Raw genomic sequence first — 15968 nt, 5'->3', positions numbered from 1 at the left:
AGCAAGAAGCGCTTGCAGAGAGCGGACATCACAGCAGTACACCTGATGCGGGTGGGCATACCCTTTTAGCTCCACTACCTCCTGGGAAAAGCAAGTGGCCACCTGAGCCAGCTGTTGGGTCAAGTAGGCATAAGTGTTCTGGCTGATGGCCAGGTCAGTGTTGAGGGTGCGGGTGGCACTTTCCAGACGAAAGGCCAGGTTGACGGTATCGCCCAAAGCCGTGTACTCCTGGCGACTGGTGTTGCCTACCTGGCGCACGATGGCTGGGCCGGTGTTGACCCCTGCTCCCAGACGCAGGGGAGAGGGCAGGGGGAACTCGCTGTTCAGTTGTTCGGTCATCTGGAACAGCTTCACCAGGGCCTGCAAGACCGACTTCACGTCGAGCTTGAGCTCCACCTGGTCAGCTGGCAAGGGATCCGCATGGGGTGCATGGAACCAGACAGCCATGATGGCGTCGCCAATGTATTTATCGACGCTACCTCCATGCTGCTGGATGATGTCGCCGCCCTGCCGGAACCACTCGCCCATCACCTGGGAAAGTAGCCGCTCGTCCAGTTGCTGGGTTAGTTGTCCGTAACCGCGCACGTCAACTACGGCCACCGAAATTAGCCAGCGGGTCTGCAGCACCAGGGTGTCGGAGGGCTTGCCAGCAGTGCCGGGTTCTGGGCTGGCCAGGGATCCGCTGTGAAACTCAAGCTGGGATTGGCCCAGGGTCAGGCGATCCCCGTCTTGCAGCAGCGTGGGAATGCTGATGCGGCGATTGTTGACAAACGAGCCATTGCGGCTGCCCAGATCGATGAGATAAATGCTGTGGTCATCTAAGTACTGCAGCAGGGCATGCTGGCGGGAGACACTGGGATCGTTAAGGACAATGGCGTTGCCTTCATCGCGCCCCAGCGTCCAAGCTGTGGCTCCGGCAAGGATGTACTTCCTCTGACTGCCGTCTGGCTCTCTTAGGATCACATAGGGAGCAGAGGTAGCAGCAGGTTCGCCTGGGAGGCTCATGGTAGGAGAGGCAAGAAAGGCAACCACACTCTAATACGATACTCCTTTCCCCTGCGGCTAAACCGCAGCCAGGCTGGGCTTGGCGGGCCTCAGGCCGAGGAGTATCATGTTGTGTAGATACGTTAAGGCCCTATGGCGGCTCCTTCCCATCCCATTCCTGCTGAGCAGCAGCCCCTGCGGCAATATGCCGAGCTGAGGGAAGCTGTTCTTTTTCGTTGGCCAACCCTGGCCTGGATCCCTTACTTGCAGCGGCTCCTAGCAGTGTGGGGAGCGCTGGCAGTAGGGGTTGGGCCCCTGGTTTGGGGCAGCTTTGCAGGCGATTGGAGCCACTTCACCTTGGCAGGGGTGCTGGGAGCTAATGCCTTGCTGGGCCTACTGCTGCTCCACCTCTACTTGGGCTGGGCGTACGTGCGGCGGCGCTTGGCGCAGGCGCGGATCCCTTACGAAGAAAGCGGCTGGTACGACGGGGCAATGTACGTCAAATCGGAAGAGGAGCTAGCTCAGCACCGGCTAATCGTCCACTATCAAATTGAGCCGGTGCTGCAGCGCCTACGACGCAGCTTGTGGAGTGTGGTTGGGCTAAGTGGACTGGCGGCCTTGCTTTGGCCACTCTGGTAGGAAGAGCCAGGGGGAGCCCGGTGCATGTAACTTCTGATTTGGCTCAAACCTTGCGGCCCACGGCCGTTGCTATTGGGAACTTCGATGGCTTGCACCTGGGCCATCAAAGGGTACTGCAGCCAATTCGAGCGTCCCGACGGGGGGTGCGCACCGTCCTTACCTTTCATCCTCACCCCCAAGAGGTGCTGACAGGCCGAAAGCACCTACTGCTCACGCCGCCGGCGGAGAAGCTGGCTCTATTGGCCCAGCTGGGCTTTGAGCAGGTGGTGTTGCTTCCCTTCACCCCTGCCTTGGCTCGCCAGACTCCCGCCGACTTCATCCAGACAATTCTTGAACAAGGGTTGCACGTTCGCCACCTCAGCGTGGGCTGGGACTTTTGCTTTGGCCACCGCCGCGCCGGCAACGCCCAAACCCTGCAGGCCTGGGGATCCAAGTGCTGTATTCCAGTAGAGGTGATCCCGGAGGTGCAACTCAACGGGGAGCGGGTAAGCAGCTCCCGCATTCGTGCTGCCCTGGCTACAGGGGAAGTGGCAGTCGCCGCAGAACTCTTGGGTCGCCCCTATCAGCTCATTGGAGAGGTGGTGCCAGGGGATCGCCGGGGGCGAGAGCTGGGTTTTCCCACCGCCAATCTGCGCTTGCCACCCGAGAAGTTCTTGCCCCGCAACGGCGTGTACAGCGTTTGGGTGAAGGTGCCCGCTGCCGCAGGAGACCTGCCGGGAGTGATGAACATTGGCTATCGTCCCACCTTTGGGGGGTGGCGGCACACGGTTGAGGTGCACCTGTTGAATTGGACGGGCGATCTCTACGGGCAGGAGGTGCGGGTGGCGCTGCGGGGCTTTATCCGTCCAGAGCAGCGCTTCCCCAGTGTGGCGGACTTGATCCACCAAATCCAGCAGGATTGCCAAGTGGCCCGCCAACAATTGGGCTTGGCTGAGCAGGTGGGTCTGCTCTAAGGCCTTCCCCCCGGCCCCAAAGAAAGGGGGACTAGGAGGGCGGGAGCAGGGATCCCCACAGCAGGGCTATTGTCTCCGACCACTCCACGGTGGCCCCGTAGGTATCCCCCGTGTGTCCCCCCAATTGGCGGTAGAGCCAATGGCCCACCGCCAGGGCTCCCAGAGCAGAGCCCAGGGTCCAGAGGAGGAGGGGCCGCCAGGCCAAGATCCCAGTTCCCCCCAGAGCTGCCGTAGTAACCAAGAGGAGGAGGGTGCCTGGCCAGAGGGATCGCGGCCAAGAGGTGGAGTCCTTAAGGAAGCGGGCGGATCCCTGCTCCCGCAAATAGGGGTAGAAAGCGATGGCCAGTAACTGGCCCCAGCGACCCCAGGCTGGCACCACGAGTAGGAGGGGCCAGACTTGCAGGCTGCTTAGGGCAGCAAACTTCAGGAGCAGCACCAGCCCCAGAGCCAGCACTCCGTAGGCTCCTGTGTGGCTGTCGCTCATTACCTGTAGGCGGTGGGCATTGCGGGTGAACTGCTCTGGGTTGGCCGAGCTTTTGTGGATATTGACCGCCAAGCCATCGGCGGTATCAGCCACCCCATCTAAGTGCAGCCCCCCGGTTAGCACCACCCACAGCGCTACCAGTAAAGCTGCCCGTACCCCAGGCGGAAACACCTGGAGCAGGAGGGAGGCCAACAAGAGGATCCCACCCAGGAGCAAACCCACCGCCGGCAGCCAGGCGGCAATGCCCTCAAACTGAAGCTCCCCTGTCTGTCCCAGGGGCAAGGCGGTGTAGAAAAGGAGAGCTGCCCAGAAGCGCCGCACTGGCTTGTCCTTAGTGAAGTTTAGCCTCCGAGGATTTTCGGGAAAGCAGTTCCACTAGACCCAGCTAGCGGATGTACTCCCTCAATACACTGTTGCGATTGGGATGGCGCAGCTTGCGCAGAGCCTTGGCCTCAATCTGCCGGATTCGCTCCCGGGTGACGTTAAAGATTTGGCCAATCTCCTCCAGGGTTTTCATGCGGCCATCATCCAGCCCATAGCGCAGCCTCAACACATCCCGCTCACGAGGGGTGAGGGTTGCCAAGACGCTTTCTAGATCTTCCCGCAATAACATCTTGGCCACCCGCTCCTCAGGAGTTTCTCCCTCGGACTCGATAAAGTCTCCCAGCCGCGAGTCCTCCTCTTTGCCAATAGGCGTCTCCAAGGAAATAGGCAGCTGAGCCGACTTCGCAATGAAGCGCAGCTTCTCGATGGTGATTTCCATGCGAGTGGCAATCTCCTCTTCGGTAGGCTTGCGGCCCAACTCCTGGGAAAGCTGCTTGGTAACCTTCTTGATGCGCGAGATGGTCTCGTAGAGGTGGACCGGCAGGCGAATGGTGCGGGATTGATCAGCAATGGCGCGGGTGATGGCCTGGCGGATCCACCAGGTGGCGTAGGTGGAAAACTTGTAGCCCTTTTCGTGATCAAACTTCTCGGCTGCCCGGATCAGGCCTAGGGATCCCTCTTGGATCAGGTCCTGAAAGGACAGGCCCCGGTTCATGTATTTTTTGGCAATGGAAACTACCAGCCGCAGGTTGGACTGCACCATCTTTTCTTTAGCCCGCCGCCCCTGGTGGAGGCGCCGCCGAAATTCTGGCAAGGACATTTTGACTTCCTCTGCCCACAGGGTTTCCGGCACCTCCTCGGGGCTGGACCAGAGGCCCATCCGCTCGAAAACCGCTTCCCGGGCCCGCTCTAACTCCAGCAGATCGGCAATTTTTCGCGCTAGCTCAATTTCTTCGTCGGGCCGCAGTAGGCGAATGCGCCCAATCTCTTGCAAATAGACGCGAACCGAGTCGTCGGTGTAGAGCTTTTTCTTGCTGGCCGATCTGCGTCTTGCGTGGCTCTTGGCAGCAATAGCTTCATCCTCTTCTTCGAGGGATTCTTCGTCGCCCTCCTCCTCATCAAAAGCCTCAGGGTCACTGGCATCCAGTTCAAACTCGAGGGGATCTGCTCCATTGTCTGCATCCAGAGGGATGGAAGCAGAGCTTTCCAGATCCGGGTCGAGAAGAGCCGTCTGACCAGACTTCACCAACTCCTTTGCTTGAACCATGCTGAGTTCCTCGTGACGCTAATCACAGACCAGTGGAGGCGACTAAGAGATTCTAGACGCCAAGGCAAAAAATCCCCGCTCCTCTGCAGCCCAGGACGCCAGGTCAAGGGCGTCGAGTTCCGCAGCCCTAGGCCCCGCTTGCACTAGGCAAGCTGGCCCGCTTCTAGACAGCCGAGGGCTTGGGTCAGGCTCGCAACAGCTGGGGCTCATGGGGTCTAACGAAACTGGCGCAAAACTCCCTCAATAGGCGGCCGCCTCGAAATGGGGGAGGCGTGCTTTTGCTCTTCCTGGCGCAGGGCAGGGTACTTCCTGAGAGGGCGAGAGCCCTCCCAACGCCTAGAGGAAGGAGCCTTCTACAGCAACCGGCAAGAGACCTTGCTGGCAGTCCCTGCAGGCAACTGTAGCCGTTCACACCAAAATGTCTTCCCTAAATTAGCCCGCCCTTGGGGAAACAGCAACGGGGCAGGTGAAGAAAATCTAAACTTTGTCCCGCCGCTTCCAAAGGGATCCCTGCTAGTCCAGGGAAGTGGCTCAATGCTACCTTAAATCAGGCTTTAATCCACCTTGATCCCTGGCTAAGCCGTGAGGCCTATGACCCATCCCTTCCTACAGCACCTCCAGGAACGCGTGATTGTCTTCGACGGGGCGATGGGGTCCTCCCTGCAGGCCCAGAACCTGACGGCAGCTGATTTTGGCGGGCCGGAGCTAGAGGGCTGTAACGAGATCCTGGTGCTGAGCAAGCCGGAGGCGGTGGAGCATGTCCACCGGAGCTTTCTAGAGGTGGGGGCTGACGTCATCGAAACCAATACCTTTGGCGCCACCTCGATTGTCTTGGCCGAGTACGGGATCCCGGAAAAAGCCTACGAGCTCAACGTGGCGGCAGCGCGGCTGGCCAAGCGGGTAGCCACCGAGTTCTCGACGCCGGAAAAGCCTCGCTTTGTGGCCGGCTCCATTGGCCCCACCACCAAGCTGCCCACCCTGGGGCACATCAGCTTTGACGAAATGCGGGCTGCCTACAAGGAGCAGGTGCGGGGGCTCCTCGACGGCGGGGTGGATCTGCTCATCATCGAGACCTGTCAAGACATTCTGCAGACCAAGGCGGCGCTGGTGGCCGCGGGTCAGGAGTTTGCCCGGCGCGGGATCCGCCTGCCGGTGGTGGTGTCCCTGACCTTTGAGGTGCAGGGGACGATGTTGGTGGGCACCGAGATTGGGGCAGCGCTGGCCATCCTGGAGCCCTACCCCATCGATGTGCTGGGCCTCAACTGCGCCACCGGGCCGGACAAAATGGCCGAGCACATCCGCTACCTCTCCCGCCATTCCCCCTTTCCCATCTCCTGCATCCCCAACGCTGGCCTGCCGGAAAACATCGGCGGCAAGGCCCACTACAAGCTAACGCCGGAGCAGCTGCGCTTCCACCTGGAGCACTTTGTGCGGGATCTGGGGGTGGCGGTGGTGGGGGGCTGCTGCGGCACCCGCCCAGAGCACATTGCCGCCCTGGTGACAGCCGTACAGGGGTTGCGGCCCAAACGCCGTGCCGTTGAGCGCCTCCCGGCTGCCGCCTCGATCTACTCCCCCCAGCCCTACCTCCAGGACAACTCGTTTTTAATCATCGGCGAGCGCCTCAATGCCAGCGGCTCCAAGAAGGTGCGGGAGTTGCTCACCGCCGAAGATTGGGAGGGCTTAGTGGCCATAGCCCGTGAGCAGGTGCGGGAGGGAGCCCACATCCTCGACGTGAACGTGGACTACGTAGGCCGGGATGGGGTGCGGGATATGCGGGAGCTGGTCTCGCGGCTGGTGACCCAGATCCCGCTTCCCCTGATGTTGGATTCCACCGACTGGCAGAAGATGGAGGCCGGCCTCAAGGTGGCCGGAGGCAAGTGCCTGCTCAACTCCACCAACTACGAGGATGGGGAAGAGCGCTTTCTCAAGGTGTTGGAGCTGGCCAAGACCTACGGCGCCGGTGTAGTTATCGGCACCATCGACGAGGAGGGCATGGCCCGCACCGCCGAGAAGAAGTTTCAGATTGCCGAGCGGGCCTATCGCCAGGCGCTTGAGTACGGGATCCCGCCCTACGAGATTTTCTTTGACCCGCTGGCCTTGCCCATTTCCACGGGGATGGAGGAGGACCGGGCCAACGGGGCAGCTACCCTGGAGGCCATCCGCCGCATCCGCCAGGCTTTCCCCGAAGCCCACATTCTCTTGGGTATCTCCAACATTTCCTTTGGGCTCTCGCCAGCAGCCCGCGTGGTCTTGAACTCTGTGTTTTTACACGAGTGCCGCCAGGCCGGGCTGGACACTGCCATCGTCAGCGCCGCCAAGATCCTGCCCCTAAGCAAGATCCCGGAAGAACAGCAGCAGGTGTGCCGGGATCTCATTTGGGATCGGCGGCAGTTTGACGCTGAGGGCCTCTGCACCTACGATCCCCTGGCGCGGCTGACGGAGCTGTTTGCAGGGGTCTCTAGCCAGGAGCTGCACGCTGCCGGATCCCTGGCCAAGCTGCCGCTGGAAGAGCGCCTGCGGCGGCACATCATCGACGGGGAGCGCATGGGCCTGGAGGAAACGCTGGCAGAGGCGCTGCAGAAGTACTCCCCGCTGGAAATCATCAACACCTTCCTGCTCGACGGCATGAAGGAGGTGGGGGAGCTTTTTGGCGCCGGCAAAATGCAACTGCCTTTTGTGCTGCAGTCGGCAGAAACCATGAAGGCGGCGGTGAAATACCTAGAGCCCTTCATGGAAAAGGTGGGCGGGGAGGTGTGCAAGGGTACCCTTTTGATTGCCACTGTCAAGGGGGATGTCCACGATATCGGCAAAAACCTAGTGGACATCATCCTCACCAACAACGGCTACAGGGTGATTAACCTGGGCATCAAGCAGCCAGTGGAAAACATCATCGAGGCCTATGAAAAGTACAAGCCTGACTGCATTGCCATGAGCGGCCTCTTGGTCAAATCAACTGCGTTCATGAAAGAAAACCTGGAAGTTTTTAACGAGCGGGGCATCACTGTGCCTGTCATTTTGGGGGGAGCTGCCCTCACCCGCCGCTTTGTGGAAGAAGACTGCCGCCAAACCTACAAGGGCCAGGTCATCTATGGCCGCGATGCCTTTACCGACTTGCACTTTATGGATCGGCTGATGCAGGCTAAGGCGGCCGGGCGCTGGGATGACCGGCTGGGTTTTCTGGATAACTTGGAGCAGCCAGTCGACGGCCAGAAAGGGGCTGCTCCTGCCCCAGAGGAAATGGATCCCACCCCACCTCCCCAGGAGACCCCTGTGGGCGCTGCTCCTGCCCTTGCGGTCTCAGCTGGCGATGGCGGGGCAGACACCCGTCGCTCCGAAGCGGTTACTCTCGATACCGAGCGGCCCATCCCGCCTTTCTGGGGATCCAAAGTTCTTGCCTCCGACCAGATCCCTTGGCCAGAGGTCTTCTTCTATATCGACAAGCAGGCCCTGGTGGCCGGTCAGTGGCAGATCCGCAAGCCGCGCGACCAGTCAGCTGAGGAATTTGCCCAGTTTCTTGCTACCCAGGTGGAGCCGGTGATCGAGCGTTGGAAGGAGCGGATCCTAAGCGAAGACCTGCTGCACCCACAGGTGGTCTATGGCTACTTCCCGGCGCAGGCGCAAGGGAATACGTTAATCCTCTTCGACCCGGCCAGCTTCCCCGAGCTGTTTGCCCTAGAGACCGACTCTACCACCTACTTCCAACTGCCAACCGTCGAGCGCCCCCAGCTTTCTCCCCAGGTACGGGAGCTGGCCCGCTTCACCTTCCCCCGCCAAAAGGGCGGCCAGCGCCTCTGCATTGCCGACTTCTTCGCCGATTGCTCCACCGGTCTGGTGGATGTTTTCCCCATGCAGGCAGTTACCCTAGGACCAGAGGCCACGGCCCACGCCCAGCGCCTTTTTGCTGAAGGCCAGTATACGGACTACCTCTACTTCCACGGCCTGACCGTCACCCTGGCAGAAGCCTTGGCAGAGTGGTGCCACGCCCGTATCCGACGGGAGCTAGGGTTCGGCCACGAGGACAGCCCTGACATTCGCCAGATCCTCCGTCAAGGCTACCGCGGCTCTCGCTACAGCTTCGGCTATCCTGCCTGCCCCAACCTCGCCGACCAACGGGTTTTGTTGCAGCTGCTCCAGGCTGAGCGCATTGGCCTAAGGATGGACGAAAGCGAGCAGTTGGATCCCGAGCAGTCCACCACCGCCATCGTCGCCTACCACCCGGCAGCCCGCTACTTCAGTACCTAGGCCCTAGAGAACCAGCCAACTCAGCAGCGCCACCCCCACCACAATGGTCAGCACATACGCCTGCAACTGACCGGAAGTGGTGTATTTCAAGACTTGTCCGCCCGCCAGCACGGCCAAGCTGGTCAAGTTCACCAAGCCGTCTACTACGTAGCGATCGAAGAGAGCCGTGACATTAGAGATGAGGCCCACCACAAACACCACGCTGGCGCGGTAGAGCTTGGGGGTGTAGAAATCGTTGGCCAACAAATCCTGCCAATCGGCCAAGAAAGCCCAGTTCACTGGCTGCCGCTCCCGCGGTAGGTACAGCCAAGCGCCTAAGGTGATGCCCACCAAGCTGGATCCTGTCATTACTCCCACGGGGATCCCTTCTAGGGTAGGGATGAGATCCAGAGCCGCGAGGATCATCGGGATGTGGAGGGTCACTCCCATGGTGACCGTGCTGGGCAACATCATCGGCCAGTGCACCTCCGGGGAACGCTCGCTCATCTGCTGCGGCTTTCCCCCCCAAACCAGGCCAAATACCCGGGTTAGGCCCAGCGCTGTCACCGCGTTGGTAACCAGCACTACTGCTGCCCACAGGGCTTGCCCCGCTTGGGCCAACTGCTGCCACAGATCTGTCAACACCCAGAAGCAGCCAAAAGGCGGCAGGGCCACCATACCGGCCATCCCTGTCAAAAAGCACAGACCAGAAATGGGCCGCCGCGACCACAGGCCTCCCAGGTAGCGCAGATCTTGGGTAATGCTGTTCCAGATCACCATACCCAGCCCCATCACCAGCAAGGCCATTGCTGGCGCATAGGTTAGCAGCAGCTCATAGGCTTGCTGGATATGGCCAGTGCCCACTGCTACAAAGACTAGGCCCATGTAGGCGCTCACCAGGTAGGACAAGGCTCGCTTAGCGTCAATTTGGGCCAGCGCCACGAAGGCTCCGCCTACCGCTGTTAGCCCGCCGATTGCTAGCATCACTTGCAACACCGTTGGAGAAAGCTCATAGAGGGGTTGCAAGCGAATCAACACCCAAGCTCCCGTGCCCACCACCACTGCATTGCGCAAGATTGAGGCTGGGATCGGCCCCTCCATCGCCTCATCCAGCCATAGGTGCAAAGGGAACTGGGCGCATTTGCCCACAGGGCCAGCCAGCAGCCCCAGCCCCACTAGGGTAATCAGGGTCGGATCCACAGGAACAGCTCCTGCTTTCACCGCCTCTGCCCAAGCTGTTAAGTCCTTAAACTCCCAGGAGCCTGTCAGGGGGTAGAGGGCAATCACCCCCATCAAAAGCAGCAGGTCGCCGATGCGCTTAGTTAAAAAAGCATCCCGAGCCCCCGTCACCACTAGCGGTTGGTTATACCAAAAGCCCACCAACAGGTAAGTAGCCAGGGTTAAAATCTCCAGAAGGACGTAGCTAAAGAATAGGGAGTCACAGAGGGCCAGGGCGCACATCCCCCCTTCAAAAAAACCCAGCAAGGAGAAAAACCGCGCCCAGCCCCAGTCCATTTCCAGGTATCCAAAGGCATAAATCTGAGCCGCCAGGTTTAGCCCTGTCACTACTACGCAAGCCCCCAGCGTTACCGACGACACCTGTAGGGGGAGCTCCAACACCAGATCCCCCACCTTCAGCCAGGGCAGCCGAATCACCTGGGCCGGCTGATCCCAAATCGCCACGAGGGCTCCCACACTGTGCAGGAAGGCCACCAGCGTCAGCAGCGCGTTGAGATACCCTGCTGGACGCGGCCCCGTACGGCGGGTAATCCCGGGGGACCAAATTAGTGCTCCTGACCACCCCAACAACCCATAAAGGGGAATTAACCATGCAGTTGTGACCAGCCCGTCCAAACTCATAGCCCTCCTTCCAGTAGGGACCTTGCCTCAACCCAGGGTTGGCTGGGCTTTGCCAAATCTTTAAAAGCATCCTAGCGGCAAACTAGGAGGGATGAAAATTAAGCTTACCGATGAACTCGATAGAAAAAGACTTCCAATGAGCTTAGAAAACTCCCTGCCTCTGCCTTTGAGGACCTTTCCTAGTCGGTTGTTGTCAAGTAGCTTTTTGGGGGCTTAGTAGGCCAAGCTTACCTAGCCTCGGCTACCCCAGCCAGGTGGCCAAAGCTTGCCTGATTAGTTTTCCGACTTGCTAGAAGTCTGTACGTACAGGATCACCAGGAAGATGGAAGGTACCAAAATGAGCAAAATAGTGGCCAAGAGACCTAGGTAGTTTGTCTCCATCGCTGCCCACGCTGCAAACCCAACTGGCAGCTAGCATACCATCCTCCGGTACGCCCTGCCCAAGGGGGCCAGCTGGCTCTAGGGCTTGGTCTTTACTGCAACGTTCCCCAAGACCTTCGTCTGGCAGGCAAGGCGATAGGTCTCGGGTTTGCGCTTGAGCTTGCGCTTTTCTGCCTCTGTCCGGGGCGAGAGGTTTTCCGCCCCCTCGACAATCTCCACCACACAGGTGCCACACTGGCCGTTGCCGCCGCAGTTAAGCAGCTTGGCCACCATCTTATAGAGGTCGATCTGGTTCTCCAGCGCCTTCAGGCGGAGGTTCGACCCTTCCGCGACGACAATCTCCCGGTTCTCGTTAACAAAGCGGATCGTTGCCATAGCCTTGCCAAAAACCCCAACGCCTTCCTCAGGTTAACCGAGGCGGAGCGATGTTGCTAAGTATTGTTACATCTTAAGTCAAGTTTTTAATCTTTGGCGAGAGATCGGCGAAGATGGTGCCAAATAAAGGGGCATCCTGCCTGAGGCCCCTCAGGTTGGTTGCGTTCTATACTGTTAGACTCCAGGAGGGAAACTCCGCAAGTGATACTCTCAGTGGGTGCGCCCCTAGGAGAGTTGGGCATGGCACCCCTCAAAGTGCAAGGGACTGCTCAGGTCAGGACCCAGCTGGAGAGTTGACTTCGTTTTTGGACGGGATATCGCCCAGGTGTTGAAAACGTGGAGGAGCAAGTTTTATGGGACTACCGTGGTATCGGGTCCACACTGTTGTACTGAATGATCCAGGCCGCCTAATTGCGGTACACCTAATGCACACTGCCCTGGTAGCGGGCTGGGCGGGCTCGATGGCGCTGTACGAGACGGCCATCTTCGACCCCTCAGATCCGGTCCTGAATCCAATGTGGCGTCAGGGCATGTTCGTCATGCCGTTTATGGTGCGGCTGGGGGTGGTTAACTCGTGGGGTGGATGGAACATCTATGGCGAGAGCGTTGCCAACCCGGGCTTCTGGACATTTGAGGGAGTAGCCACTGCCCACATTGTTCTTTCCGGGTTACTCTTTTTGGCTGCCTGCTGGCACTGGGTGTACTGGGATCTGGAGCTGTTCCGGGATCCCCGTACCGGCGAGCCAGCTCTGGACTTGCCAAAAATTTTTGGGATCCACCTGCTCTTGGCCGGGATCCTCTGCTTTGGCTTTGGCGCGTTTCACTTGACGGGGGTCTTTGGCCCAGGAATGTGGGTAAGCGACCCCTATGCCACAACAGGGCATGTGCAGCCGGTGGCGCCGGAGTGGGGGCCGGCAGGGTTTAACCCCTACAACGCTGGCGGGGTAGTAGCCCACCACATTGCCGCAGGGATCGTGGGCATTATTGCCGGTCTGTTCCACATTACAGTACGCCCACCCCAACGCCTCTACAAGGCTCTGCGCATGGGGAACATTGAGAGCGTGCTCTCCAGCTCGCTGGCAGCGGTATTCTTTGCTGGCTTTGTAGTGGCGGGGACCATGTGGTACGGCAGTGCCACCACTCCTGTCGAGTTGTTTGGCCCCACCCGCTACCAATGGGATTCCGGCTACTTCAACCAGGAAATTAACCGGCGCGTCAATGCCGCCGTGGAAGCTGGGATGACCCTTAGCGAGGCCTACAACTCTCTGCCTAAGTCGCTGCTTTTCTATGACTACATAGGCAACAACCCAGCCAAGGGTGGCCTGTTCCGGGCTGGCCCCATGAACAAAGGGGATGGCATTGCCATTGCGTGGCTAGGCCATCCAGTGTTCCGGGATCGCGAGGGGCGGGAGCTGACTGTGCAGCGCATGCCCACCTTCTTCGAGACTTTCCCTGTAATCCTGCGAGATGCCGATGGTGTGGTGCGGGCCGACATTCCCTTCCGCCAGGCCGAATCGCGCTACAGCTTTGAGCAGGTGGGCGTAACTGTGGAGTTCTACGGCGGCAAGCTGGATGGCCAGGTGTTTACCGACCCGCCAACGGTTAAGAAGTACGCCCGTATGGCCCAGTTGGGTCAGCTCTTTGAGTTTGACCGAGAAACGCCTAAGGCCGACGGCACCTTCCACACCAGTCCCCGCGGGTGGTTTACCTTTGCCCATGCAGTTTTTGCCCTGCTGTTTTTCTTCGGCCACATCTGGCACGGTGCCCGCACCCTCTTCCGGGATGTGTTCGCTGGTATTGACCCGAACATGAGCGAGGAGATGGTGGAATTCGGCGTCTTCCAAAAAGTGGGGGATCCCACCACTCGCAAAGTGCAAGAAGCCTAAAGCTTTCCCAACGTAGCCGCCAGCACTCTGCTTCCCTTTGGGGAGGGGGTGCTGGCGGCTCCAAAAGAGTAGGGAGAAAGTCGCTTGGAGGCTGTATGGAGACTATCACCTACACTGCTATCCTGTTTTTGACGTTAGGCCTTCTGTTTTTTGCTGTTGCTTTCCGAGAGACCCCCAAGATCCCTAAGAAGTAAACCTGCTGGAGGGATTTCTCCAGCTTTTCCCTAGGGTCTAAGGGTAGGGGAGGGGGCCGCTCAAATCCCTGGGCGAGGGCAGTTGCCTCGACAGGGAGCGGGGGATTGCTACACTTCGTTTGGGGTGGTGCAAGCTGGGATCCAAAATGGCGAAGGTGCTGCTGGTGGAGGATGATCCAGCCAATGCCCGTGTTTTCGAGAAGGTGCTGCGGCGGCGGGGCGGGTTTGAGGTTCTTCACAGCCAGGACGTAGAGCAGATCCTGCAGCTGGCCCAAGCCCGGGAAGTAGACGTCATCTTGCTGGATGTCTCCCTCTCCCAGAGCACCTTTCGTGGCGAGGCAGTGGATGGGATCCGCATTGCCCAACTGTTGAAGGGGGATCCCCGAACAAGCTCCATCCCCATCCTCTTGGTAACGGCCCATGCCATGCGCGGCGACCGCGAGGCCTTTTTGGCCCAGAGCGGAGCGGATGGCTATATTGCTAAGCCAGTGGTGGATCACGAGGAGATGGTCAACCAAGTGCGCCAGGTGTTGGCTCAGGCCCAGCAGTCCTAGTCAACTGGCAAGACTGGTTACGATGGACTGCCAAAAAGGGATCCCGTCCCGCCCTGGCAAATCGGGATCTGCTGCTCGCTCCGGGTGGGGCATCAGGCCAAGGATGCGGCCGCTGGGGTCGCAGATACCGGCGATGTTGTCCACCGAGCCGTTGGGGGCGATGGGATGGTAGCGGAAGACAATCTGGCCCCGGTCTTGCAGCTGCTTCAGGGTATCGCCATCGCAAACGTAGCGGCCTTCTCCATGGGCAATGGGCAAGGTTAGGGTGGCTCCGCAGGGGTAAGCCCTTGTCCAGGCCAGATCTTGCCGCTCCACGCGGATCCCTACCCGGTCGCAGATAAAGTGCAGGTTGGCGTTGCGCACCAGCGCCCCCGGCAGCAGGCGCGCCTCCGTCAAGATCTGAAAGCCGTTGCAAATGCCCAGGACATAGCCCCCCCGAGCTACGTGCTCGGCCAGGGATCCCATCACTGGCGCAAAACGGGCCAGCGCCCCGGCTCGTAGATAATCCCCGTAGCTGAAGCCCCCTGGCAGCACCACCACATCCAGCCCTGACAAATCGGCTTCCCGATGCCAGATGAGTCGCGTCGGACAGCCCAAGAGGCCGCGGGTTACCCAAGCTACATCTCGGTCGCAATTGGAGCCGGGGAAAACGACAATGCCAAACCTTACCTTGGTCATGGGGATCCCTTGCTGGCAGAAGAGACAAAAAGGTGGTGAGAGCAACGCTAGAGAGCTCCTCCAGAAGAGGCTGGACCTCTCAAACAGGATCTATTTGGATTTGATAGGTCTCGATTACCGGATTGACCAGCAGTTGATGGCACAGCTGGTGCACCTGCTCTCGGGCACTCTCGGCGTCAGGGGCCTCTAGCCGCAGTTGGATGTGTTTGCCAATGCGCACCCCCTGCACCTGGGTGTGCCCCAACTGGTGCAAGCTAGCCTGGAGAGCAGCCCCGGCAGGATCAAGGACCGAGGGGCGGAGGTGAATCTGGATCTGGGCCTGGAACTGCATAGAATAAGGGCTGGATTTGCTACAAGTGTACAGTTGATTGTCCCTGCCTTCGGGCTAAGTCTATGGATGTGGCGCGAGTGCTGGCCATTGCCCACAACGCTTTCCGGGAAACGATTCGGGATCGCATTCTCTATCTGGTGATGGTGTTTGCGGTGGCCATGCTGGGGGCCATCGTTTTCATCCCCCAGGTAGCCAACCAAGCCCACCACAAAATCATTGCCGATTTGGGCCTAGCTGCCATTCACTTTCTGGCGCTGGTGGTGGCTATTTTCGTTGGCACGGGAATGGTTCACAAAGAAATCGAAAGGCGCACGGTCTATGTGCTGATTGCCAAGCCTATGAGCCGGGCGGAGTTCATCGTCGGCAAGCACCTGGGTCTGTCGGTGCTGCTGTCGGTGCTGCTAGTAATGATGACGGCCATCTTTTTGCTGAGCCTGCTGGTGGTGCAGGCCCCCATTTCCCCCTGGGCGGTTCTCTGGGCAACCGTCTTCACCTTTCTGGAACTGGTGCTGATTGTGGCGGCAGCGCTGCTGTTTGGAGTTTTTACCTCTCCGATTTTGGCCACCCTCTACACAATTGCCCTGTTCATCATGGGCCACGCCAGCCGCGCCCTGCTGCAGTTAAGCAAGCTGGTGGAAGAGGCAGGTTTTGGCAAGGTGTTTGAGGTCATTTACTTGGTCTTGCCCGATCTGGAGCGCCTCAATCTAAGGGATGCCGCCGTCTACGGCCAAATCCCCCCGCCCACCCAGCTCCTTGGTGATGCGCTCTACAGCCTGATCTACACCGTCTTGCTGCTCATTTTGACGGTGGTGGTGTTTGCCCGGCGTGAGTTCTAAT

General features: G+C 59.5%; 15 protein-coding genes. 7 read left to right on the top strand and 8 right to left on the bottom strand.

The genetic code is table 11. The annotated features are described in order from the left end of the window. Nucleotides 1–1005 (bottom strand): FHA domain-containing protein (locus tag NW827_RS09670; RefSeq protein WP_414503627.1); only part of this gene is annotated, 1005 nt, incomplete at its 3' end. A 132-nt stretch (nt 1006–1137) separates the two neighbouring features. Here NW827_RS09670 and NW827_RS09665 point away from each other — a divergent pair. Together NW827_RS09665 and NW827_RS09660 are read left to right on the top strand one after the other, a co-directional pair. Continuing rightward, the gene (locus tag NW827_RS09665; RefSeq protein ID WP_414503626.1) at nt 1138–1623 is read left to right on the top strand and encodes a CGLD27 family protein; all 486 of its coding nucleotides are present in this window, start codon (nt 1138–1140) and stop codon (nt 1621–1623) included. 20 nt (nt 1624–1643) lie between these two features. Next, on the top strand, nt 1644–2576 hold the full coding sequence (locus NW827_RS09660) for a bifunctional riboflavin kinase/FAD synthetase (RefSeq protein ID WP_414403935.1): 933 nt from the start codon (nt 1644–1646) through the stop codon (nt 2574–2576). A 31-nt stretch (nt 2577–2607) separates the two neighbouring features. Here the strand turns inward: NW827_RS09660 and cobS are convergent, their stop codons facing one another. After that, nucleotides 2608–3381 (bottom strand): adenosylcobinamide-GDP ribazoletransferase, encoded by a 774-nt coding sequence (gene cobS / locus NW827_RS09655; protein WP_414360381.1) that lies wholly within the window; start codon nt 3379–3381, stop codon nt 2608–2610. A 64-nt stretch (nt 3382–3445) separates the two neighbouring features. Beyond that, nucleotides 3446–4651: an RNA polymerase sigma factor RpoD gene (gene rpoD, locus NW827_RS09650; protein ID WP_414503625.1), complete on the bottom strand. Its 1206-nt coding sequence runs from the start codon at nt 4649–4651 to the stop codon at nt 3446–3448. 591 nt (nt 4652–5242) lie between these two features. On the opposite strand from rpoD, the gene metH reads away from it, so the two are divergent. Continuing rightward, nucleotides 5243–8893, top strand: coding sequence for a methionine synthase (gene metH, locus NW827_RS09645; RefSeq protein WP_414403934.1), 3651 nt, complete (start codon nt 5243–5245; stop codon nt 8891–8893). A gap of 3 nt (nt 8894–8896) precedes the next feature. On the opposite strand, the gene NW827_RS09640 is transcribed toward metH, so the two are convergent. From NW827_RS09640 to NW827_RS09630, 3 genes are all read right to left on the bottom strand, one after another. After that, on the bottom strand, nt 8897–10732 hold the full coding sequence (locus NW827_RS09640) for an NAD(P)H-quinone oxidoreductase subunit F (RefSeq protein WP_414403933.1): 1836 nt from the start codon (nt 10730–10732) through the stop codon (nt 8897–8899). Between the two features lie 273 nt (nt 10733–11005). After that, nucleotides 11006–11113: a photosystem II reaction center protein PsbM gene (gene psbM / locus NW827_RS09635; RefSeq protein ID WP_414403932.1), complete on the bottom strand. Its 108-nt coding sequence runs from the start codon at nt 11111–11113 to the stop codon at nt 11006–11008. A gap of 78 nt (nt 11114–11191) precedes the next feature. Further along, the gene (locus NW827_RS09630; RefSeq protein WP_414403931.1) at nt 11192–11488 is read right to left on the bottom strand and encodes a 2Fe-2S iron-sulfur cluster-binding protein; all 297 of its coding nucleotides are present in this window, start codon (nt 11486–11488) and stop codon (nt 11192–11194) included. Between the two features lie 353 nt (nt 11489–11841). Here NW827_RS09630 and psbB point away from each other — a divergent pair, with 353 nt between their 5' ends. The 3 genes from psbB (at nt 11842) to NW827_RS09615 (ending at nt 14122) form a co-directional block, all read left to right on the top strand. Continuing rightward, a complete protein-coding gene (gene psbB / locus NW827_RS09625; RefSeq protein WP_414360366.1) occupies nt 11842–13374 on the top strand; it encodes a photosystem II chlorophyll-binding protein CP47 in 1533 nt (510 codons plus the stop codon). Between the two features lie 95 nt (nt 13375–13469). After that, entirely contained in the window at nt 13470–13568 is a 99-nt protein-coding gene (locus NW827_RS09620; protein WP_414360364.1) for a photosystem II reaction center protein T, read from the top strand. Nucleotides 13569–13714: 146 nt separating this feature from the next. Further along, a complete protein-coding gene (locus tag NW827_RS09615) occupies nt 13715–14122 on the top strand; it encodes a response regulator (protein WP_414360361.1) in 408 nt (135 codons plus the stop codon). Here NW827_RS09615 and purQ read toward each other — a convergent pair whose 3' ends face one another. Further along, nucleotides 14123–14800 carry a phosphoribosylformylglycinamidine synthase subunit PurQ gene (gene purQ / locus NW827_RS09610; RefSeq protein ID WP_414360359.1) on the bottom strand — a complete coding sequence of 226 codons (678 nt, stop codon included), beginning with the start codon at nt 14798–14800 and terminating at the stop codon, nt 14123–14125. Nucleotides 14801–14879: 79 nt separating this feature from the next. Further along, nucleotides 14880–15131 carry a phosphoribosylformylglycinamidine synthase subunit PurS gene (purS, locus tag NW827_RS09605; protein WP_414360356.1) on the bottom strand — a complete coding sequence of 84 codons (252 nt, stop codon included), beginning with the start codon at nt 15129–15131 and terminating at the stop codon, nt 14880–14882. 62 nt (nt 15132–15193) lie between these two features. Here purS and NW827_RS09600 point away from each other — a divergent pair, with 62 nt between their 5' ends. Beyond that, on the top strand, nt 15194–15967 hold the full coding sequence (locus NW827_RS09600; protein ID WP_414403928.1) for an ABC transporter permease: 774 nt from the start codon (nt 15194–15196) through the stop codon (nt 15965–15967). Nucleotide 15968: the final 1 nt, after the last annotated feature.

The organism is Synechococcus sp. H70.1, assembly GCF_047502705.1.
Classification (GTDB): Bacteria; Cyanobacteriota; Cyanobacteriia; order Thermostichales; family Thermostichaceae; genus Thermostichus.
The sequence above is the reverse complement of the archived record's forward strand: the minus strand, read 5'-3'. Positions and strand labels throughout refer to the sequence as shown.